Below are 19658 nucleotides of genomic sequence, written 5' to 3'. Positions count from 1 at the left end.
GCCTTGCTCATTCCAGGATGAGCAAGGCCCGCGGTGTTTTCAGTCTGGCTGCCTGTTTGCCTGTTTACTTGCGACAACCCCTCAGGCCTGCTGGATCGCCGCGCGCGCCTTCAACGCACGCGCGAAGAACGCACCCAGCAGCGGCAGCAGCGCCGCCGAGCCGCCGAACAGCGCGCCGGGGCCGATCTCGTCGACCACCGCGCCCGCCAGCGCCACGCCAGCCGCCTGACCCATGAACAGGCAGGATGCGAACCACGCCACCGCCGTGCCGCGTGCCGAGGGCACCATCTGGGTCGCGTTGGTCTGCAAGGTGGCGTGCAGCAAGTAATAGCCGAAGCCCGCCAACACGCTGGCCAGCAAGCTCCACATCCAGACCGGCCCCAGCAGATAGGACAGGAACGCCACGCCCAGCACCAGCCCGCCGGCGATCGCCAGGCCGCGTTCGCCCAGGCGCTTCAGGATGCGGCCGGCCACCACCGTATAGATCAGGCCGCCCACGGCGTACACGGCCACCAGCGCGCCCGCGGCGGTCAAGGAAATATCGAAGCGTTCATGCAGATAGGAAGGCGCGAAGGCCAAGGCGCCGAAGACCAGCAACCCTTCGACGAACACGGTCGCCAGCACGATGCGGGCCCAGGGCGTGCCCAGCACCAGCCGCGCCTGCGCCACGAAACCCTGGCGCACCGCGCCCGGGTCCACCCGGCCCAAGCCCGAGACCTGCTGGCGCCGCACTTCCAGCAATAGCAGCACGCCCACTATCAGGTAGCCGCCGACCAGCGCGGCGAACGCCCAGCGCCAACCCACCGTGTCGGCGAACAGGCCACCAGCCAGCTGGCCGGCCGACATGCCGAGGATGGTGCCGGTCAGGAAGCGCGCCAGGGTCGCCTGGCGGCGTTCATATGGAACGTTGTCGCCGATCCAGGCCATGGACAGCGGCACGATGCCCGCCCCCGCGGCGCCGGACAGGACGCGGCAGAACACCAGCACGTCCAGCGAGCCGGCCATCACGGCGCCGGCGCTGCCCAGGGCGCAGGCAAAGGTCGCGATGCTGACGACGCGGTACTTGCCGTAGCGGTCGCCCAGGGGGCCGAAAAACATCTGCAGCACGCCATAGGCCACGGCGAACGCGGTCACCGCGCGCGCGGCCTGCCCCGTGGTGGTGCCGAATTCCGCCGCGAGCTGCGGCAACATGGGATCACAGATGCGGAACGCGCTGGCGCTGACGAAGGCGGCCAGGGCAAGCAGCGCGATGGCGCGCGCTTCGGAGGAAAGGGCGGGCATGGATGACCGGCGACGGGGCGGTGGCTGAAGACCGCACCTTACCCCAGCCCGGCCGTCCTGGCTTTGCCGCCGGGCAGAATGTCCGCCCGGCGCAACGCTCAGTAAGGCAGGCGGTAGCCCGCGGGCATGCGGCGCGCGGTCATGACCTGGCCGCCGCTTTTGAGCTCGCGCATCGTCAGGCGGGTCTTCTCGACCTTTTCGACGCGGTAGCGGTTCAGGTAGATAGGATCGTTGGCGTCCACGAGTTCACCGGCGGACTTGGTGGTCTGCATCGTGTAGATGCCGTCCGCCACGCTCCAGCAGCCGGTCTCGCGCAGCGCGGGACGCGTCTTGCGGCCGATCTTCAGCAGGGATTCGTAGGCCATGGTGCCGTCGGGGGACAGCACGATCAGCGATTGCAGATCGCCGCTGACGTCGCGCGGGCGGGTGTTCGACAGCCACGTGCCTATCATCGGATCGCCGGCCTTGGCGGGCACGCAGGCCACTGGCTTGGGCGGTTCCGCGGGCTGGGCCTCGGTGATGGTGGCGGGTTTCCTGGCGGCGCAACCGGCCAGGATCAGAACGGCGCAGGCGATGCCCGCCGTACGCAAATACACACTGCTCATGACTTCCTCAACACGTCTGTCGACGCGCCGCGCCGATCATCCCGGCACATCCCTCGCGCAGCAAACATCACGCACTCTAAAGAGCCGTTTGCGAAGAATCAACGGCGATCCGCAGCGCGTGCAATTGCGCAACAGTCGCCCCCGGAATTGGCCTGTTTTATGGCCGTAAATCGCAAAAATGCGTTGGTTTCAAGCGACAGTGCGGCCGCGTTTGGCAGCCTTCGCGCGCAGCATTTCCTCCATGCGCGCGGCAGCCGGAGACAGGCTGCGGCCGGCCAGCCGGGTGATGCCCAATTCACGCTCGATGCGCGGGCCGGACAGCGGCACAAAGGCCAGGCCGCGCGAGTCCGGCGGCACGCCCAGCCGCGCCAACACCGTGACGCCGACGCCGCGTTCCAGCATGGCCAGCAGCGACATCATGTTGGACACGAAGACCTGCCGGTCCAGCATGAAGGCCGCCTGCGGATAGCCGGCAAGCTGGCGGTGCGCGATGGTGCCGACCAGGGGCAGGTCCTCGATCTCGCGCCAGGTCACCGACTTGCGCCTGGCCAGCGGGTGGCCGCGATGGCACACCAGGCCGAAAGCGTCGCGCAGCAAGGGCTCGAACGACAGCCGCCGATCCTGCGACACCGGGCTGCATACGCCCAGCTCCGCCTCGCCCGCCAGCACCATGCGCTCCACGCCTTCCGAGTTGTCGTCGAACAGGCGCAGCGCCACCGCCGGATAGCGCTCGCGGTACACAGCTACCAGTTCCGGCAGCCAATGCGTGGCCACGGTAGCCACCGACGCCATGGTCAAGGTGCCGGCCTCGTTACTGGCCAGTCCCGACAGCGCCCCCGCCACGCGGTCGTGGTGCTGCACCAGTTCGCGCGCCAGCGGCAGGCAGTCCTGCCCGAAACGCGTGAGCGTGCCGCGGTTGCCCGGCTCGAACAGCGGCTGCCCCAGGCGCTGTTCCATTTCGCGGATGGACAGCGACAACGCCGGCTGCGAGCGGAAGGCCCGGGCTGCCGCCGCGCGGAAACTGCGCAGCTCGGCCACCAGCAGGAAGTGGCGATAGTGCGTGATGGAAATCTCAGGCAAGGGGCGCATGGCTGGCATCGATTAGTCAAACTTATCCAATCATATGAAAAATAAAGTTTTCTCATCGAATCACCCCACCTAAGATGACCGCATCATGAATGCCGACTCCTTGCTGTTCCCACCGCCCGCCTGCACCGACCCGCTGGATTTCAGCCTGATCGACCGGCTGCCCGACCGCCCTGCCGGCCAGGGCCGCCTGATCCTCGGCGCCGCCCCGCAAGACGACAGACCCGGCCTGCTGTTGGTGCCCGGCGCCTACCACGGCGCCTGGTGCTACGCGCACTACCTGGATTATTTCGCCCGCGCCGGCCTGGCCTGCGCGGCGCTGGACTTGCGCGGCCATGGAGCCCTGCCGCAGGATGACGCGTTTACGTCGGCCGGCATCGCCGATCTGGGCCAGGATGTCATCAGCGCGCTGGACGCGCTGGCGCGCCCCACGGTCGTCGTCGGCCACAGCATGGGCGCACTGCCGGCGCTGCTGGCCGCCAGCCAGCGCGCGGTGGCTGGCGTGATCCTGCTGGCGCCGTCGCCGCCCGGCGACCTGCCCGGCGCGCAAGCGCTGCCGCCCGTCCCCGAGGGCATGCTTCGCCGCGCGCCGAACGACGCTGAAATCCGCGCGCGCTTTCTGGCGACTTCGCCCGACCGCGACGTCGCGCCGGTATCTCAGCGCCTGTGCGCCGAAAGCCCGCAAGTGCTCAACGACCGCTACCTGTTGCGCGTGCCTGTCGACGCCGCCGCCATCGGCGCTCCCGGCCTGTGCCTGGAAGCCGGACTGGACACGCATGACCGCCACCCGCCCGGCCAGGACCTGGCGATCGCGCGCCGCTTCGGCTTTTCCCACGCCGTGCTTGCCGGGCAGCCGCATTGCATGATGTACGCGGACCAGTGGCAAGTCAGCGCCGCCGCCATCCTGGATTGGCACCGCGGCCAGTTCGGCTGAGCCCCGCAGATCAACCACAACAACGACAACGACGCGCAACCGCGCCATCAGGAGACAAGCATGTCCATACCCCGCTATATCCGTCCGGCCCTGATCGGCGCCGGCCTGCTGCTGGCCGCAACGGCGCACGCCGCCGGCTGGCCCGAGAAGCCCGTGACCCTTATCGTGCCGTCCGCCGCGGGCGGCGCGGCCGACCTTACGGCGCGTACCCTGGCGCAGTACCTGGGCGAGAAGACCGGCCAGACCGTGGTGGTCGAAGACCGCCCCGGCGCTGGCGGCATCGTCGGCACCAACGCCGCCAAGAACGCGGCGGCGGACGGCTACACCTTCCTGCTGTCCACCAACTCCACCCACTCCGCCAACCAGTTCCTGTACAAGAGTCTGCCCTACGACGCGCAGAAGGACTTCCGCCAGGTCGGCATGCTGGGCACCTTCGGCACGGTCGGCGTGGTCTCTCCCGACAGCCCGTACCGCACGGTGCCGGATCTGGTCGACTATGCCAAGAAGCATCCGGGACAGGTCTTCTTTGGCTACTACAGCTCGTCCTCGCAAGTGCCGTCGGAACTCCTGAAGCAGCGCGCCGGCATCGAGATCACCGGCGCGGCCTACAAGAACATCACGCAGATCATCACCGACCTGCGCGGCAAGCAGATCAACTTCGCCTTCGTCGACTACCTCACCGCGATGGGCCAGATCGACGGCAAGGGGCTGGTGCCCATCGCCGTCACCGGCGCCCAGCCGCAAGCGGCCTGGCCCAGCGTACCGACCATGACCACCTACTATCCGGATTTCGTCGTCGCCGGCTGGCTGGGCCTGTCGGCGCCGGCGGGCACGCCGCCCGAGATCGTGGAAAAGATGAACGCCCACATGCAGGCGGCGGTCAAGGACGAGGCCACCGCCAGCAAGCTGCGCGCCCTGGGCCTGACGCCGGAATCGATGGACGTGGCCCGCTTCGACGCCTTCGTGAAGGAAGACACGGCGCGCTGGAAGGAATGGATCCGGATTTCCGGCATCCAGCCCCAATAAACTCGCGGCCCTCCCTATATCTATATAGAGAGGGCACCGCAGCGCCTACAGCGGCAGGCGCTGCTCGTGCTTGATTTCACGCAGCGCGACGATGGTGCGCGTCTGGCGTATGCCCGGCATGTTGAACAGGAAGCGGTGCAGGAACCGGTCGTAGGCTTCCGGGCTTTCCACCAGGATCTTCAGCAGGAAGTCCGAATCCCCCGTGACCGCATAGCACTCAAGGATCTCGGGCGCGTCGCGCACCGAGCGCTCGAAGTTCTCGACCGTATTGGCCGAATGCCGCTCCAGGCTGATCTGCGCGAACATGCAGCCCAGCCCCACCTTGCTGCGGTCCACCTGGGCGCTATAGCCCTGGATCACCCCGCTGGCTTCCATCGCTTTCACCCGCCGCCACACCGGCGCGGCCGACAGGCCCACCTTCTCTGAAAGCTGCTGCGCCGAGGCCCGGCCGTCCTCCTGCAAGGCCTTGAGGATGCCGATATCGGTCTTGTCCATCGCTTAGTCTCCTGGTTTTTGTCGTACACGAAATGTTCATTGCGAATTATAGGGATAGCACGATCCAAAAACGCAATAAACCTGATGGCTCGCGAACCTATCATGGTGCCGAAACCAGGAGTATTCACCATGGACGGTACCCCCGCCGCCGAACCCCAGCTGGACCTCGAGTACCAGCTCGCCGACAACCTCACCCGCAGCTCCGGCCGCATCTTTCTGACCGGCACCCAGGCGCTGGTGCGCATCATGCTCACCCAGGCCCGGATGGACCGCGAGCGCGGCCTGAACACGGCCGGCTTCGTCTCGGGCTACCGCGGCTCGCCGCTGGGCGGCGTGGACATGGCCATGTGGAAGGCGCAGAAGGCGCTGGACGCCAACCAGATCACCTTCCTGCCCGCCATCAATGAAGACATGGCGGCCACCGCCGTCATGGGCACGCAGCAGGCCGGCGTGCGCGCCGACCGCAACGTCGATGGCGTCTACGCCATGTGGTACGGCAAGGGCCCGGGCGTGGATCGCGCCGGCGACGCGCTGCATCACGGCAACGCCGCGGGCGCATCGCGCAACGGCGGCGTGCTGGTGGTGGTGGGCGACGACCACACCGCCGTCTCGTCCTCGATCCCGCATGCCAGCGAGGCCTCGCTGATCGGCTGGCAGATGCCCATCGTGCATCCCGCCTCCATCGACGAATACGAGACCTTCGCGCTCTGGGGCTGGGCCCTGTCGCGCTACTCGGGCACCTGGGTCGCCTTCAAGGCCGTGTCCGAAACCATCGAATGCGGGCACTCCTTCGTCCCCGCCCCCGTCCAGCGCTACGACATGCCGGCGGACCCGGACATGCCGCCCGAATCGCTCGAATACTCCGCGCGCGACTTCCTGTCGCTGGCGATCGAAACGCGCATGAACCTGCGCATGAAGGCCGTGGCCGCGTTCGCGCGCCGCCACAGCATCGACCGCCTGGCCTGTCCGGCGCCCAAGGCGACCGTGGGCATCGTCACGGTCGGCAAGGCGCACCTGGACACCATGGAAGCGCTGTCGCGCCTGGGCGTGGACACCGTCACGGCCAACGCGCCGGTGCGCATCTACAAGCCCGGCCTGACCTGGCCGCTGGATAGCGAGCGCCTGCTGGAATTCGCGCGCGGCCTGTCGCACATCCTCGTGATCGAGGAAAAAGGCGCGGTGGTCGAAAGCCAGATCAAGGACCTGCTGTTCAATATGCCGGAGCGCCCCTCGGTCATCGGCAAGAAAGGCTTCGACGGCGCAGCGCTGGTGCCCTCGGCCGGCCAGTTGCGTCCTTCCCTGCTGGCGCAGCCGCTGGCCAGCTGGCTCAGCCGCGCCGCCGGCCTGCCGCTGGCGGCCGACCTGTCCGCGTTCGCCTGCCAGGCGCCGCTGTCCAACGATGCCGACGGCATGCGCCGCCGCCCCTACTTCTGTTCGGGCTGCCCGCACAGCACCTCGACCAAGGTGCCGGAAGGCAGCCAGGCGCTGTCGGGCGTGGGCTGCCACTACATGGCCGCCTGGATGGACCGCGACACCGGCGGCCTGACGCAGATGGGCGGCGAAGGCGTGGACTGGATCGGCCTGTCGCGCTACACCAAGATGCCGCACATCTTCCAGAACATGGGAGAAGGCACCTATTACCACTCCGGCTATCTCGCCATCCGCCAGGCCGTGGCCGCCAAGGCCAACATCACCTACAAGATCCTGTTCAACGACGCCACGGCCATGACGGGCGGCCAGCCCATCGACGGCCCGATCTCGGTGCCCAGCATCTGCCAGCAACTGCGCGGCGAGAACGTGACGCGCATCGTCGTCACCACGGACGAGCCCGAAAAATACCAGGGCGTGGACCTGGGCGCCGGCATCACGGTGCACCACCGCCGCGAACTGGACGCGCTGCAGCGCGAGCTGCGCGAGATCGCCGGCGTGACCGTGCTGATCCACGACCAGACCTGCGCCGCCGAAAAGCGCCGGCGCCGCAAGAAGAACCAGTTCCCCGACCCGGCACGCCGCATGCTGATCAACAGCGCCGTCTGCGAAGGCTGCGGCGACTGCGGCGTGCAGTCGAACTGCCTGTCGGTGGTGCCGCTGGAAACGCCCTATGGCCGCAAGCGCGCCATTGATCAGTCCAGCTGCAACAAGGACTATTCCTGCGCCGAAGGCTTCTGCCCCAGCTTCGTGTCCGTCATGGGCGGCAAGCCCAAGAAGAGCGCCGCGCCCAAGGCCGACCAGGAACGCCTGCAAAAACTGATCGCGCAATTGCCCCTGCCCGCCATGCCCGTACTGGACCATCCCTACCGCCTGCTGGTGGCCGGCATGGGCGGCACCGGCGTCATCACCATCGGCGCCATCGTGTCGATGGCCGCGCACCTGGAAGGCCTGTCCGCCGCCGTGCTCGACCTGACCGGCCTGGCGCAGAAAGGCGGCACGGTGGTCAGCCACATCCGCCTGGCGCCTGCCGGTGCGCCGGCAGGCCCGGTGCGCCTGGACTGGCAGCAGGCCGACGCCGCGATCCTGTGCGACCCGGTCGCCTCCGTGGCGCCGGATTCGCTGGGCGCGCTGCGCCGCGGCCATACCCAGGTCACGGTCAACAGCTACGTCGCGCCGGTCTCCGACTTCACCCGCAACCCGGACGCGGCCATGCGGCCCGAAGCGCTGCTGGCCAAGATCCGCCACGCGGCGGGCGAATCCAACACCGCCGCGATCGACGCGCATGAAGCGGCGCTGGCCCTGTTCGGCGACAGCATCCTGTCCAATATGTTCATGCTGGGCTATGCCTGGCAGCGCGGCGGCGTGCCGCTATCGCAAGCGGCCATCAACCGCGCCATCGAACTCAATGGCGTGGCGGTGGCCGCCAACCGGGCCGCGTTCGACAGCGGTCGCCTCGCGGCGCACCAGCCCGACGCGCTGGAAGGCGCGCTGCGGCCGCGCGCCCAGGTGGTGCAGTTGCATGTGCCCGAGTCGTTCGAACGCGCCGTCGCCCGCCGCATCGACGACCTCACCGCCTACCAGGACGCCGGCTATGCCCGCCAGTTCCAGGACGTGGTCGAAGCCGTCGCGGCGCGCGAACGTGAACTCGCGCCCGAGGCCAAGACCCCGCGGCTGGCGCTGGCGGTCGCGCGCGGCCTGTTCAAGCTCATGGCCTACAAGGACGAATACGAAGTGGCTCGGCTCTACACTGGCGAGTCGTTCCAGGCCCAGCTGAAGGGCCAGTTCGAAGGCGACTACAGCCTGCGCTTCCACATGGCGCCGCCCATCTTCGCGCGCAAGGATCCGCGCACCGGCGTGCCGCGCAAGATGACGCTAGGTCCGCGCACCATGACCGCGCTGAAAATGCTGACGCGCCTGAAGGGCTTGCGCGGCACCTGGTTCGATCCCTTCGGCCATACCGCCGAACGCAAGATGGAACGGTCGCTGGTGCGCGAGTACCGCCAGACCATAGACCAGTTGCTTGCAGGGTTGACCCGCGACAAGCTGGCCCAAGCGGCTACAATCGCCGGCCTTGCAGAAACCATCCGCGGCTTCGGTCACGTGAAGGCTGCAAACGTCGAGAAGTATCGGACGGAGTTGGGCCGCTTGATGCAAACCTATACGGCGCCTGCCCCGCAAGATATGCCCCTGCGGAAAACCGCATAAACATTCGCTCTGAGCGGCACCTTCCTGGGCGCGCCTTGCTGGGCGCGCCTAGTGCATTTGGTAACAATCTTTTGTGAACTTCGTCTTATCTTCTTCTTGTCCCTGTCGTACTCGATCACTAGAATTAGTGTCCAACGAGGGGTGCTACACTACATGTTGTGGTCGCCTAAGCGCTGATTCCCGTCGGCCACGCCTTTTGGACTAGCCCGTCCAGAACGTTGCGACCCCCTCAAAAGATCCAATTTCGTACCTGACATGACGTCGTCATGTCGCTATCTACGCGCTTTTCGCACAGGAGCTTCCATGCAGACTACGATCGCCTCTGTGACCCGGCCTACGGCCGTGCCGCCCTCGCAAACCGATTCCCCTGCCGACGCCAATGGCGGGCAATGGGCCAGCTACAACATCATTCGCCGCAATGGCTCGGTGGTCGGGTTCGAACCCAACAAGATCGCCATCGCCATGACCAAGGCCTTCCTGGCCGTCAACGGCGGCCAGGGCGCGGCCTCGGCGCGCGTGCGTGAGCTGGTCGAGAACCTGACCAGCCAGGCCGTCAACGCCCTGGTGCGCAACCGCCCCAACGGCGGCACCTTCCATATTGAAGACATCCAGGACCAGGTCGAACTGGCCCTGATGCGCTCGGGCGAACACGACGTTGCCCGCGCCTACGTGCTGTACCGCGAAAAGCGCACGCAGGAACGCGCCGCAGCCGCGGCCGCCGCCGACACCCAGGAGAAGGCCGCCGCCCCGCAGGAGCACGTGCTGAACGTGACCGACGCCGGCGTGCGCCGCCCGCTGGACCTGGCTGAACTGCGCGCCACCATCGAAGCCGCCGGCGAAGGCCTGGCCGAATTCATCGACACGGAAGCGATCCTGAAGGAAACGGTCAAGAACCTGTACGACGGCATTCCCGTCGACGAAGTGTTCAAGTCCGCCATCCTGTCCGCGCGCGCGCTGGTCGAAAAGGACCCGGCCTACAGCCAGGTCACCGCACGTCTGCTGCTGCACACGATCCGCAAGGAAGTGCTGGGCGAGGAAGTCTCGCAGGACGGCATGGCCGCCCGCTACGCCGAATACTTCCCCACCTTCATCGCCCGCGGCATCGAAGGCGGCCTGCTGTCGCCCGATCTGGCCAGCTATGACCTGACCAAGCTGGGCCACGCCCTGAACGCCAAGCGCGACCTGCAGTTCGGCTACCTCGGCCTGCAGACCCTGTACGACCGCTACTTCCTGCACATCCGCGGCACCCGCATCGAACTGCCGCAGGTGTTCTTCATGCGCGTGGCCATGGGCCTGGCGCTGCGCGAAGCCGACCGCGAAACCCGCGCCATCGAGTTCTACGAGATCCTGTCCTCGTTCGACTTCATGAGCTCGACGCCGACGCTGTTCAACTCCGGCACCCTGCACTCGCAGCTGTCGTCGTGCTACCTCACCACCGTCTCCGACGACCTGGAAGGCATCTACGACGCCATCAAGGAAAACGCGCTGCTGGCCAAGTACGCCGGCGGCCTGGGCAACGACTGGACCCCGGTGCGCGCGCTGCGCAGCCACATCAAGGGCACCAACGGCGAAAGCCAAGGCGTCGTGCCGTTCCTGAAGGTCGTCAACGACACCGCGGTCGCGGTCAACCAGGGCGGCAAGCGCAAGGGCGCTGTCTGCACGTACCTGGAATCGTGGCACCTGGACATCGAAGAATTCCTGGAACTGCGCAAGAACACCGGCGACGAGCGCCGCCGCACGCACGACATGAACACGGCGAACTGGATTCCCGACCTGTTCATGAAGCGCGTCATGGAAGGCGGCGAGTGGACGTTGTTCTCGCCGTCCGACTGCCCCGACCTGCACGACAAGTACGGCCGCGCCTTTGAAGAAGCCTACGTGGGCTACGAAGCGCGCGTGGCCAGCGGCGAACTCAAGCTCTTCAAGAAGATGCCGGCGCTGAACCTGTGGCGCAAGATGCTGTCGATGCTGTTCGAAACCGGCCACCCCTGGATCACGTTCAAGGATCCTTGCAACATCCGTTCGCCGCAGCAGCACGTCGGCGTGGTCCACAGCTCGAACCTCTGCACCGAGATCACGCTGAACACCAACGAATCCGAAATCGCGGTGTGCAACCTGGGTTCCGTGAACCTGGTCGCGCACATGAAGCCGGCTGCCGGTGGCGGTTTCGAACTCGACCACGACAAGATCAAACGCACCGTCAGCATCGCAATGCGCATGCTCGACAACGTGATCGACATCAACTACTACGCCGTCGACAAGGCTCGCAATTCCAACGCGCGCCATCGTCCGGTGGGCATGGGCATCATGGGCTTCCAGGATTGCCTGCAGATGATGCGCGTGCCTTACGCATCGCAGTCCGCCGTCGAATTCGCCGACCGTTCGATGGAAGCCGTGTGCTATCACGCGTACTGGGCCTCGAGCCTGCTCGCTGAAGAGCGCGGCCGCTATCAATCGTATGAAGGCTCGCTGTGGTCGCGCGGCATCTTGCCGCAAGACACGTTGAAGATGCTGCGTGATGAACGCGGTGGTCATGTTGAAGTCGATGAGTCGAGCACGCTCGATTGGGATACGTTGCGCGCGCGCATCAAACAACATGGCATGCGCAACTCCAATTGCATCGCAATCGCCCCAACCGCGACTATTTCCAATATCATTGGCGTATCTGCGTGCATCGAACCCACTTTCCAGAACTTGTACGTCAAATCGAATCTCTCCGGCGAGTTCACGGTCGTTAACGATTACCTCGTGCGTGACCTGAAGAAACTCGGTCTCTGGGACGAAGTCATGGTCGCCGACCTCAAGTACTTCGACGGCAGCCTGTCCCGCATCGATCGCGTACCTTCCGAACTCCGCGACCTCTACGCCACTGCGTTCGAAGTCGAACCGAGCTGGCTGGTTGAATGCGCGTCGCGCCGCCAGAAGTGGATCGATCAAGCACAGTCGCTGAACATCTACATGGCCGGCGCGTCGGGCAAGAAACTGGACGACACCTACAAGCTGGCTTGGAAGCGCGGCCTGAAGACGACCTACTACCTGCGTACCCTGGGCGCCACCAGCGCCGAGAAGTCCACGGGACGCGGCGGCGAATTGAACGCCGTTTCCGCAGGAGGCCAGTCCACGTCCGCCGCTGTCGCTGCTGCACCTGTTTTGCCGGAACCCGAAGTTCTCGGGGCGGTTTGCACCATGCGGCCGGGCGACCCCGGCTTCGAAGAGTGCGAAGCCTGCCAATAACCGCCTCCGGAGAATGAATCATGATTAATTGGGAAGACGACACCATCGCCACGCAAGCTGCTCAATCGCCCGCACCTGCGGCGGGCGGGCAGGCTGCGCCCGCAGTCCGGGCGGCGACCGGTGTTTTCGGCGACACCGCCATGCCCACGCCCGCCGCGCCTGAACACGCGGCCGGCCTGGCCGCCAGCGGCGCCGCCACCTCGCAACGCGTGAAGGTTGCCGACAAGCGCATCATCAACGGCCAGACCGACGTCAACCAGCTCGTACCGTTCAAGTACAAGTGGGCGTGGGAAAAGTACCTGGCCACTTGCGCCAACCACTGGATGCCGCAAGAGATCAACATGTCGCGCGACATCGCCCTCTGGAAGAACCCGAACGGGCTCACCGAGGACGAGCGCCGCATCGTCAAGCGCAACCTGGGTTTCTTCGTCACCGCCGACTCGCTGGCCGCGAACAACATCGTGCTGGGCACCTACCGCCACATCACGGCGCCCGAGTGCCGCCAGTTCCTGCTGCGCCAGGCGTTTGAAGAAGCGATCCACACGCACGCCTATCAATACATCGTCGAAAGCCTGGACCTGGACGAAGCGGAGATCTTCAACGCTTACAACGAAGTGCCGTCCATCCGCGCCAAGGACGAGTTCCTGATCCCGTTCATCGACGCGATCGCGGACCCCAACTTCAAGACGGGCACTCCCGAAGCCGACCAGACGCTGCTGAAGTCGCTGATCGTCTTCGCTTGCCTGATGGAAGGCCTGTTCTTCTACGTTGGCTTCACGCAGATCCTGGCGCTGGGCCGCCAGAACAAGATGACCGGCGCCGCCGAACAGTACATGTACATCCTGCGCGATGAATCCATGCACTGCAATTTCGGCATCGACCTGATCAACACCGTCAAACTGGAAAATCCGCATCTGTGGACGCCGGAATTCCGCGAAGAAATTCGAGAACTCTTCCGCAAAGCGGTCGAACTCGAATACGCTTACGCCGAAGACACGATGCCGCGCGGCGTGTTGGGCTTGAACGCACCTATGTTCAAATCCTACCTGCGCTTCATCGCCAACCGTCGTTGCCAGCAAATCGGTATCGAACCGCTGTACCCCCAGGAAGAAAATCCCTTCCCGTGGATGGCGGAAATGATCGATCTTAAAAAGGAACGCAACTTTTTTGAAACTCGCGTGATCGAATACCAAACCGGTGGCACGCTGAGCTGGGAGTAAAAGCAGTACGTCATCAGGCCCGGCGCGGGCACGCTCCAGAAGCAAGGAGCGTCGCGTTCGCGACAGGCTTGATGACGCTCTCCCTGGTCAGGGTGTTTTGCCGCTGGGCCGTCTCAAGGAAAAGCGCACCCCCTCGGGGGCAGCGAGCCGAAGGCGCGGCGTGGAGGCATTTCGAACACGTAGAACAAGCGGTCGGCGGCCTGTGATCAGGTCGCCTGCCGGCGCCATTTGAAATGGCTCGCGCCATAGGAGCGGGGGCCATATCAAATGGCTGTGCCGAATTCATTAGCGCAAACCGTAGTAGCTGTTGCTCGCACAGAACAGCGGCTTGCGCCGATGAATAGCCCGGGCACGATGCGCCGTTGGCGGATCGGGGCACGGGTTTAAGTTCTGGGACCCCTGAACCTAAGGAGCATGACCATGGCAACAGCCAAGAAAGCCGTAAAGAAAGCGGTGAAGAAGCCCGCCGCCAAGAAGGCAGTAGCGAAGAAGGCCGCACCGGCCAAGAAAGCTGCCGTCAAGAAGGTAGCCGTCAAGAAAGTCGCTGCCAAGAAGCCGGCAGTGAAGAAGGTTGCCGCCAAGAAGCCGGCAGTCAAGAAGGTCGCCGCCAAGAAAGCGGTAGCCAAGAAGGCCGTCGCCAAGAAGGCCGTGGCCAAGAAAGCGGTAGCCAAGAAGGTCGTCGCCAAGAAGGCCGTGGCCAAGAAAGCCGTCGCCAAGAAAGCCGTAGCCAAGAAAGTCGTCGCCAAGAAGGCTGTCGCCAAGAAAGCGGTAGCCAAGAAGGCCGTCGCCAAGAAGGCTCCTGCTGCCAAGAAGGCGGTTGCCAAGAAGGCCGTCGCCAAGAAGGCGCCTGCTGCCAAGAAGGCTGCTGCCAAGAAGGCCCCCGCTGCCAAGAAGGCTCCCGCTGCAGCCAAGCCTGCTGCCGCCAAGAAGCCTGCTGCCGCCAAGAAGCCTGCCGCCGCCAAGAAGCCCGCTGCGAAGAAAGCCGCTCCGAAGAAGCCCGTAACGCCGCCGTCCACGGCTGCCGCTCCGGGCGCGAAGACCGCGCTGAACCCCGCCGCGTCGTGGCCGTTCCCGACGGGTGGCCGTCCCTAATCCGGACGGTTCGAAGCGCTAGCTTCGCAGAGCCGCCTGGCCTAGGCCGGGCGGCTTTTTCATGTCCGCCCGGTCCGCAATCGGCCGGCCTCTCCCCAAGACGTCGAGCACGCGCTGCCTGCCGGCGATTTTTCGCTTGGGCGTGCGACAATTGACTCCTCTTTTTCAGGGTGACCGTGTCCATGCTCGATGAAATCTTGCGCTTCCTTCTCGAAATCGTGTTCACGCTGTTCGGCGCGGCGCTGATTGCCCGCGCCTGGATGCACGCGATACGGCTGCACCCCTTCAACCCCTTGTCGCGCTTCATCTACCAGGTCACCAACTGGCTGGTGCTGCCCCTGCGCAAGATCATTCCCGCCAGCAACAAGATCGACTGGACCAGCCTGGTCGCCGTGTGGCTGTCCGCGCTGATCTATCTGGTGCTGGTCTGGCTGGTGGCAATCGGCGCGCTGATTCCGGTGGAATACCTGCCCAAGGCCATGGGCTCGGCCCTGATCATGGCCATCAAATGGGCGCTGAATCTGGTGGTGTGGCTGACGCTGATCCAGGCCGTGCTGTCGTGGGTCAACCCGATGGCGCCCATGATGCCGCTACTGCAGGCGCTGACCGCGCCCATGCTGGACCCCATCCGCCGCCTGCTGCCGCGCACCGCGATCGACTTTTCGCCGCTGGTGCTGCTGATCGTCGCGCAGGTGCTGCTGATGGTGTTGTCCAACATCAGCCAGCGCATGATGGGCCTGTAAAGCAGCGGGGCCGCACGCGGCCCCGCAAGCGCTTACGCCGGAATGCCGGCGTAGATCTCGACCAGCTTCTTGCGGTCGATCTTGTGGTTGTTCGACATGGGAAGTGCCGGACAAGCCACCAGCTCGGACGGCACCATGTAAGGCGGCAGACGCTGCGCCAGCCGCTCCTTCCAGCCCGCCAACGCGTCCGGCGCCAGCATGCACGGCGCCTGCCCGGCCTCCACCCCCGCCACGAATCCGATCAATCGCACCGCCGTGCCGTCGGGCCTGCGCAGCACCGCGCAGGCGCCGCCCTCCACGCCTGGCAGGCCGTGCAGCGCTTCATCGATCTCGGCCAATTCGATGCGATAGCCGTTCAGCTTGATCTGGTCGTCCATGCGGCCGCGGCAGAACAGCAGGCCGTCGCCCTCCATCTGGCCCAGGTCCCCCGTGCGAAAAGCGCGGCGGCCGTCGGCGTAGATGTAGAGCTTGGCCTGGTTCAGGTCGGGGCGGTTCAGATAGCCGCGCATGACGTGGTCGCCCACGATGCAGATCTCGCCTTCGTCCACGATCAGCACACTGTCGGGCTTGGCATGCCCCACCGGCAGCGGATCGTGCGCGGCCAGGACCGCGTCGGTGACCTCGATCCAGGTGGTCGCCACGGTCGCTTCCGTGGGGCCGTAGGTATTCAGAATGACGGCCTCCGGGAAGCGCTGGCGCAGTTTCTTGGCCAGCGCCGACGGTAGCGGTTCGCCACAGAACAAGAAGGTGCGCAGCGTGGGCAAGGCGGCTGGCGAGAAATCGCGGTTGGCGAGTTGCTGGTGCGCGAATGACGGCGTAGACACCCAGGCGGTAACGCCGTGTTCGGCCAGGCGCGCCATCCAGGCTGCCGGCGCGGCGATCTGCTCACGCGCATTCAGCACGCAGCAGCCTCCTGCGGCCAGGGTGGCGAACACTTCGTACATGGACAGGTCGAAGCTGAACGGCGCCTGGTTCATGAACACGGGCGCCTCGCCCAAGCCGAAGCTGCCCAGCATCCAGTCACCCAGCAGGCCGACGCTTTCACGGCCGATCTGCACGCCCTTCGGATCGCCCGTGCTGCCGGACGTGAACATGACGTAAGCCAGGCCGCGCTCGGCCAGCATGGCGCCCTCGCCCGGCGTGAAGCTGCCGCTGGCGGCATCGAACACGGCGGCGGCGCGCACGATCTCGACGATGCGGCGCAGGCGCTCCTGCGGATAGATCGTGTCCACCGGCACGAACGGCGCCCCGATCAGCAGGGCGCCGACCATGGCGACGAAGAAGGACGCTTCCTTGTGCCCGTAGATGGCCACCGGCACGTCCGGCGCCACGCCATGCCTGCGCGCCGCTTCAGCCCAGGCGCCGGCCTCGTCGCGCAGTTGCGCCCAGCTCAGGCTGCGGTCGGCGGCGACGACAGCCGGCGCATCGGGCGCGCGCTCGCCATCAGTGAACTGGAAAGACTTCAGATCGAAACGCATGCCGAAACTCCCGGCGTCAGATGGGGCTGCGGCCACTGAACACGTAAAGCGCCAGCGCAGCAAGAATCAGGGTGAACACGCGCCCGAGAAAGCGCATGACGGGTTGCGCCAGCGCGGCCTGCAGGGCCGGACGGGTGCGGGCGGCGTTGATCAGCAGGTTGTGGCCCACCGAATACGCGCCGAACATAAGCCCGCTGACGATGTAGTGCAGCGACAGGCCGTTCCAGACGCCCATGGCCAGCAAAGTCGCGAAGATGCCGATGTTCTGCGCCGCCATGCGATGGCGTCCGAAGAACTTGGTCTTGCTCAGCGCCTTATAGATGGGCATGAACACCACGTCGCGCAGCCACTCCGACAGGCTGATGTGCCAGCGGCGCCAGAAGTCCTGCGGGTTGAGTGTGGCCAGGGGATTGCGGAAATTGATCGGCAAGGTGAAGCCGAACAGCATGCCGATGCCAATCGCCATCGTGGAATAGCCGGCAAAGTCGAAGAACAGATAAGCGCTGTAGAGCGAGGCGTTGAGCGCCACCCCGGTGAAGGAGTAGTCGTGCGCGTCCAGCGTCGCCAGGCCGTAGCGCCAGATCAGTTCGGCCACGCCGAACTTCTGGATCACGCCCAGCATGATGAGCTCCAGGCCGCTGAGCCAGGTGTTCAGGTTCACGCCTTCATAGCCGCGCTTGAGGTCCGCCTGGAAATTGCGCCAGCGGTACATCGGACCGGCCAGGAGCGTCAGCGGAAAGAACAGGTAGATGAAGTAGTCCAGCGGCGACACGCGTTCATTGCGTTGCGCGAACAGCAGCACGTCGATGGCGCGGAACGTGGCGAAGGACAGCCCCAGCATGGCGCCCAGGTGCGAAACGCCCGTCTTCACCAGCAGCAGCGGCGTCATGGTGATGATCACGGCCAGCCAGGTGGGGATGTAGTTGCGGCGCATGGCCCACAGCGCGCCGCCCGAAATGGCGAGCAAGGCGATGGGCTGGTAGGGACGCGCCCAGAACACCGCCATCCACACCCCCAGGCAGATCACGCCGATGATGTGGCGATAGCCGATGCGGAACGGCATGCCGAAGGAGCGGTAGGCCAGCAGGCCCAGGCCGCCGCACAGGGCGCCGCCGAAAAAGCTCAAGCTTGCAAACAATTCCATGGCGGGCTCAGAACTGTTGGTATTGGAATTCGACCTTTATCGGCCCGCCGCTGCCCGTGGTGGGCTGCGCCTGCAGCACGAACACCAGGATCAAGCCGATATACAGGCACAGATGCCAGAAGAAGCGGCGCCCCCAGGCGGCAGCCGCCTTGCGAGAATCCTGCGCGTCGTCGGCACGGCCGGCTTCAGGCGCGGCCGCGGGAAGAGTCTTGTTCATCGGGAAAAGTACTCCGCAATGCCTTGATCGGCCATGGCCCAGCCGAGTTCGGCCAGATGCATGTCGTCGCGCAGCATGCCCGGCTCGAACGGGATGCTGTAGAGATCCAGGCAGCCCATCCGATAGCGCTCGCACATGCCGGTGATGGCGGCCACCACTGGATCGAAGCGTTCCACGTCCAGGATGAGCTTGGGATTGAAGGGCTGGATGACGAAGTAGGCGTGAACCTTACGCTTCTGCAGCAGGGCCATCACGCGTGACAGATCGCCGAGTTCCGCGCGCGTGATCGGATCGACGTCGGCGAATTCGTTGCGGGCCGGCGAATACAGCGGCGCCAGGTACTGCTTGTAGTAATCGTCGCGCACGTCGTAGGGATTGTGCCCGCCCAGGTCCTGCTCGACCGCGCGCGCCTGATGCGTCAGGCGGCCCCACTGGCCCTGATCGAGGCGCGCGGCCGCCGGCCAGGACACGTAGCGGTGCGCGGGCACGGACAACTTGCTGCGGGGACGGTCGGGCGCCGGTTCCTTGCGTGCATGCCACCAGAGCGCCAGCTTGTCCTTCAGCTCCGCGACCTGGCCATTGGCGATGAGCCACAGCAGGCCCCAGTTGGCGTTGTCGCTGATCCAGGTCTGCATCTGCTCGCGCGTGCTGGGCTGGTCCCAAAGCCGGTCCCAGACCGGTCCGGTGACGTGCTCGGCGAACGCGCTGCGCGGCAACTGGCCGCCCGAGGCAAACCAGGCCGGCGACAGCATGATCACCAGCCGCGTATTGGGCGTGAGCGAATCCGCCACCGACTCCAGCACGCTGACGATGCCGTAGGACTGGAACATGGCGTGGCCATAGGCCAGCGTCGGCACCTTCAGCTCTTCGGGAAAGAAGCGGTAAGGCACGAAACGCAGGTCATGGCTGGACAACTCGGACGAGCCCAGCACGACCAGCGTGCCGTCGCTCAGGGCGTTGCCCAGGCGGTTCAGGTTGACGTGCTGGGTGCCCCAGTCCGGCCCCAGGTTGGGCAGGTAGTTGCTCTTGGCGGCTGCGGAAACCGAAGGCGCCGACATGGGATTGACGACGCGGCTGAGCAAATCGTCCGCGCCGCAATACGTACCCACCGCCAGAGCCACCGCCGTCGCGGCAGCCGCGACGTGAGACAACAGCCGGGTATTACGAAGTATGGGCAGCGACATAGCCGGCAAGCGTGCGGACCGACTGTAGGTGCTCCGCGATCTCGGGAGCCGGGATGCTGCAGCCGTACTCCGACTCGACCGCCAGCGTGATGTCCACGGCGGCGAGCGAATCGACCAGGCCAGTGGCAATCAATTGCGTATCGGGGGTGACTTTCTTCATGACGATCGACTCGACGATCTCGCCGATCTTGGTGTGGAGTTCTTGCTCGGTATGCATAGATAGTGCGGCGTTACGGGCCTGGTTGGCCAAACATCCCCCGCCCCGGGATTCAGGACGACGAGA

General features: G+C 65.6%; 16 protein-coding genes. 7 read left to right on the top strand and 9 right to left on the bottom strand.

What is annotated here, in order from left to right; genetic code table 11:
• Window positions 1-81 precede the first annotated feature (81 nt).
• From AC6LKD_RS22045 to AC6LKD_RS22035, 3 genes are all read right to left on the bottom strand, one after another.
• Entirely contained in the window at window positions 82-1281 is a 1200-nt protein-coding gene (locus tag AC6LKD_RS22045) for an MFS transporter (protein WP_013391396.1), read from the bottom strand.
• Between the two features lie 98 nt (window positions 1282-1379).
• Complete coding sequence (locus tag AC6LKD_RS22040) at window positions 1380-1886, bottom strand: hypothetical protein (RefSeq protein WP_498117452.1); 507 nt, start codon at window positions 1884-1886, stop codon at window positions 1380-1382.
• A 189-nt stretch (window positions 1887-2075) separates the two neighbouring features.
• Window positions 2076-2975 (bottom strand): LysR family transcriptional regulator, encoded by a 900-nt coding sequence (locus tag AC6LKD_RS22035; protein WP_088138264.1) that lies wholly within the window; start codon window positions 2973-2975, stop codon window positions 2076-2078.
• Window positions 2976-3060: 85 nt separating this feature from the next.
• Between AC6LKD_RS22035 and AC6LKD_RS22030 the strand changes: the two genes are divergently transcribed.
• Together AC6LKD_RS22030 and AC6LKD_RS22025 are read left to right on the top strand one after the other, a co-directional pair.
• Window positions 3061-3906: an alpha/beta fold hydrolase gene (locus tag AC6LKD_RS22030; protein WP_498117451.1), complete on the top strand. Its 846-nt coding sequence runs from the start codon at window positions 3061-3063 to the stop codon at window positions 3904-3906.
• A 60-nt stretch (window positions 3907-3966) separates the two neighbouring features.
• A complete protein-coding gene (locus tag AC6LKD_RS22025; protein WP_498117450.1) occupies window positions 3967-4932 on the top strand; it encodes a Bug family tripartite tricarboxylate transporter substrate binding protein in 966 nt (321 codons plus the stop codon).
• Window positions 4933-4977: 45 nt separating this feature from the next.
• On the opposite strand, the gene AC6LKD_RS22020 is transcribed toward AC6LKD_RS22025, so the two are convergent.
• Entirely contained in the window at window positions 4978-5427 is a 450-nt protein-coding gene (locus AC6LKD_RS22020; protein ID WP_008159001.1) for an Lrp/AsnC family transcriptional regulator, read from the bottom strand.
• A gap of 129 nt (window positions 5428-5556) precedes the next feature.
• On the opposite strand from AC6LKD_RS22020, the gene AC6LKD_RS22015 reads away from it, so the two are divergent.
• The 5 genes from AC6LKD_RS22015 (at window position 5557) to AC6LKD_RS21995 (ending at window position 15352) form a co-directional block, all read left to right on the top strand.
• Complete coding sequence (locus tag AC6LKD_RS22015; protein ID WP_498117449.1) at window positions 5557-9063, top strand: indolepyruvate ferredoxin oxidoreductase family protein; 3507 nt, start codon at window positions 5557-5559, stop codon at window positions 9061-9063.
• Between the two features lie 303 nt (window positions 9064-9366).
• Complete coding sequence (locus AC6LKD_RS22010) at window positions 9367-12297, top strand: ribonucleoside-diphosphate reductase subunit alpha (protein WP_492276908.1); 2931 nt, start codon at window positions 9367-9369, stop codon at window positions 12295-12297.
• Window positions 12298-12317: 20 nt separating this feature from the next.
• Window positions 12318-13517 (top strand): ribonucleotide-diphosphate reductase subunit beta, encoded by a 1200-nt coding sequence (locus AC6LKD_RS22005; RefSeq protein WP_498117448.1) that lies wholly within the window; start codon window positions 12318-12320, stop codon window positions 13515-13517.
• A gap of 420 nt (window positions 13518-13937) precedes the next feature.
• Entirely contained in the window at window positions 13938-14609 is a 672-nt protein-coding gene (locus AC6LKD_RS22000) for a histone H1-like DNA-binding protein (protein WP_498117446.1), read from the top strand.
• Window positions 14610-14791: 182 nt separating this feature from the next.
• Window positions 14792-15352 carry a YggT family protein gene (locus AC6LKD_RS21995; protein ID WP_013391387.1) on the top strand — a complete coding sequence of 187 codons (561 nt, stop codon included), beginning with the start codon at window positions 14792-14794 and terminating at the stop codon, window positions 15350-15352.
• A gap of 32 nt (window positions 15353-15384) precedes the next feature.
• Here the strand turns inward: AC6LKD_RS21995 and AC6LKD_RS21990 are convergent, their stop codons facing one another.
• The 5 genes from AC6LKD_RS21990 to AC6LKD_RS21970 are packed head-to-tail and all read right to left on the bottom strand — an operon-like array spanning window position 15385 to window position 19592.
• The gene (locus AC6LKD_RS21990; protein ID WP_498117445.1) at window positions 15385-16830 is read right to left on the bottom strand and encodes a D-alanine--poly(phosphoribitol) ligase; all 1446 of its coding nucleotides are present in this window, start codon (window positions 16828-16830) and stop codon (window positions 15385-15387) included.
• Window positions 16831-16846: 16 nt separating this feature from the next.
• The gene (locus tag AC6LKD_RS21985) at window positions 16847-17974 is read right to left on the bottom strand and encodes an MBOAT family O-acyltransferase (RefSeq protein WP_498117444.1); all 1128 of its coding nucleotides are present in this window, start codon (window positions 17972-17974) and stop codon (window positions 16847-16849) included.
• 7 nt (window positions 17975-17981) lie between these two features.
• Window positions 17982-18191 carry a hypothetical protein gene (locus AC6LKD_RS21980; RefSeq protein ID WP_013391384.1) on the bottom strand — a complete coding sequence of 70 codons (210 nt, stop codon included), beginning with the start codon at window positions 18189-18191 and terminating at the stop codon, window positions 17982-17984.
• Window positions 18188-19375, bottom strand: coding sequence for a D-alanyl-lipoteichoic acid biosynthesis protein DltD (locus AC6LKD_RS21975; RefSeq protein ID WP_498117443.1), 1188 nt, complete (start codon window positions 19373-19375; stop codon window positions 18188-18190). The genes AC6LKD_RS21980 and AC6LKD_RS21975 overlap by 4 nt, the downstream gene beginning before the upstream one ends.
• Window positions 19353-19592 (bottom strand): acyl carrier protein, encoded by a 240-nt coding sequence (locus AC6LKD_RS21970; RefSeq protein WP_006226661.1) that lies wholly within the window; start codon window positions 19590-19592, stop codon window positions 19353-19355. Before AC6LKD_RS21970 ends, AC6LKD_RS21975 begins: the two co-directional genes overlap by 23 nt.
• Window positions 19593-19658 lie beyond the last annotated feature (66 nt).

The organism is Achromobacter sp. D7-1 (assembly GCF_059760445.1).
This window is presented reverse-complemented; position numbering and strand designations above follow the sequence as displayed.

Coding starts and splice junctions, on each gene's coding strand:
- AC6LKD_RS22040 (WP_498117452.1), bottom strand. CDS start 1,886: ATGAGCAGTGTGTATTTGCGTACGGCGGGCATCGCCTGCGCCGTTCTG.
- AC6LKD_RS22015 (WP_498117449.1), top strand. CDS start 5,557: ATGGACGGTACCCCCGCCGCCGAACCCCAGCTGGACCTCGAGTACCAG.
- AC6LKD_RS21985 (WP_498117444.1), bottom strand. CDS start 17,974: ATGGAATTGTTTGCAAGCTTGAGCTTTTTCGGCGGCGCCCTGTGCGGC.
- AC6LKD_RS21995 (WP_013391387.1), top strand. CDS start 14,792: ATGCTCGATGAAATCTTGCGCTTCCTTCTCGAAATCGTGTTCACGCTG.
- AC6LKD_RS22020 (WP_008159001.1), bottom strand. CDS start 5,427: ATGGACAAGACCGATATCGGCATCCTCAAGGCCTTGCAGGAGGACGGC.
- AC6LKD_RS22035 (WP_088138264.1), bottom strand. CDS start 2,975: ATGCGCCCCTTGCCTGAGATTTCCATCACGCACTATCGCCACTTCCTG.
- AC6LKD_RS21990 (WP_498117445.1), bottom strand. CDS start 16,830: ATGCGTTTCGATCTGAAGTCTTTCCAGTTCACTGATGGCGAGCGCGCG.
- AC6LKD_RS22045 (WP_013391396.1), bottom strand. CDS start 1,281: ATGCCCGCCCTTTCCTCCGAAGCGCGCGCCATCGCGCTGCTTGCCCTG.
- AC6LKD_RS22005 (WP_498117448.1), top strand. CDS start 12,318: ATGATTAATTGGGAAGACGACACCATCGCCACGCAAGCTGCTCAATCG.
- AC6LKD_RS21970 (WP_006226661.1), bottom strand. CDS start 19,592: ATGCATACCGAGCAAGAACTCCACACCAAGATCGGCGAGATCGTCGAG.
- AC6LKD_RS22025 (WP_498117450.1), top strand. CDS start 3,967: ATGTCCATACCCCGCTATATCCGTCCGGCCCTGATCGGCGCCGGCCTG.
- AC6LKD_RS21975 (WP_498117443.1), bottom strand. CDS start 19,375: ATGTCGCTGCCCATACTTCGTAATACCCGGCTGTTGTCTCACGTCGCG.
- AC6LKD_RS21980 (WP_013391384.1), bottom strand. CDS start 18,191: ATGAACAAGACTCTTCCCGCGGCCGCGCCTGAAGCCGGCCGTGCCGAC.
- AC6LKD_RS22030 (WP_498117451.1), top strand. CDS start 3,061: ATGAATGCCGACTCCTTGCTGTTCCCACCGCCCGCCTGCACCGACCCG.
- AC6LKD_RS22000 (WP_498117446.1), top strand. CDS start 13,938: ATGGCAACAGCCAAGAAAGCCGTAAAGAAAGCGGTGAAGAAGCCCGCC.
- AC6LKD_RS22010 (WP_492276908.1), top strand. CDS start 9,367: ATGCAGACTACGATCGCCTCTGTGACCCGGCCTACGGCCGTGCCGCCC.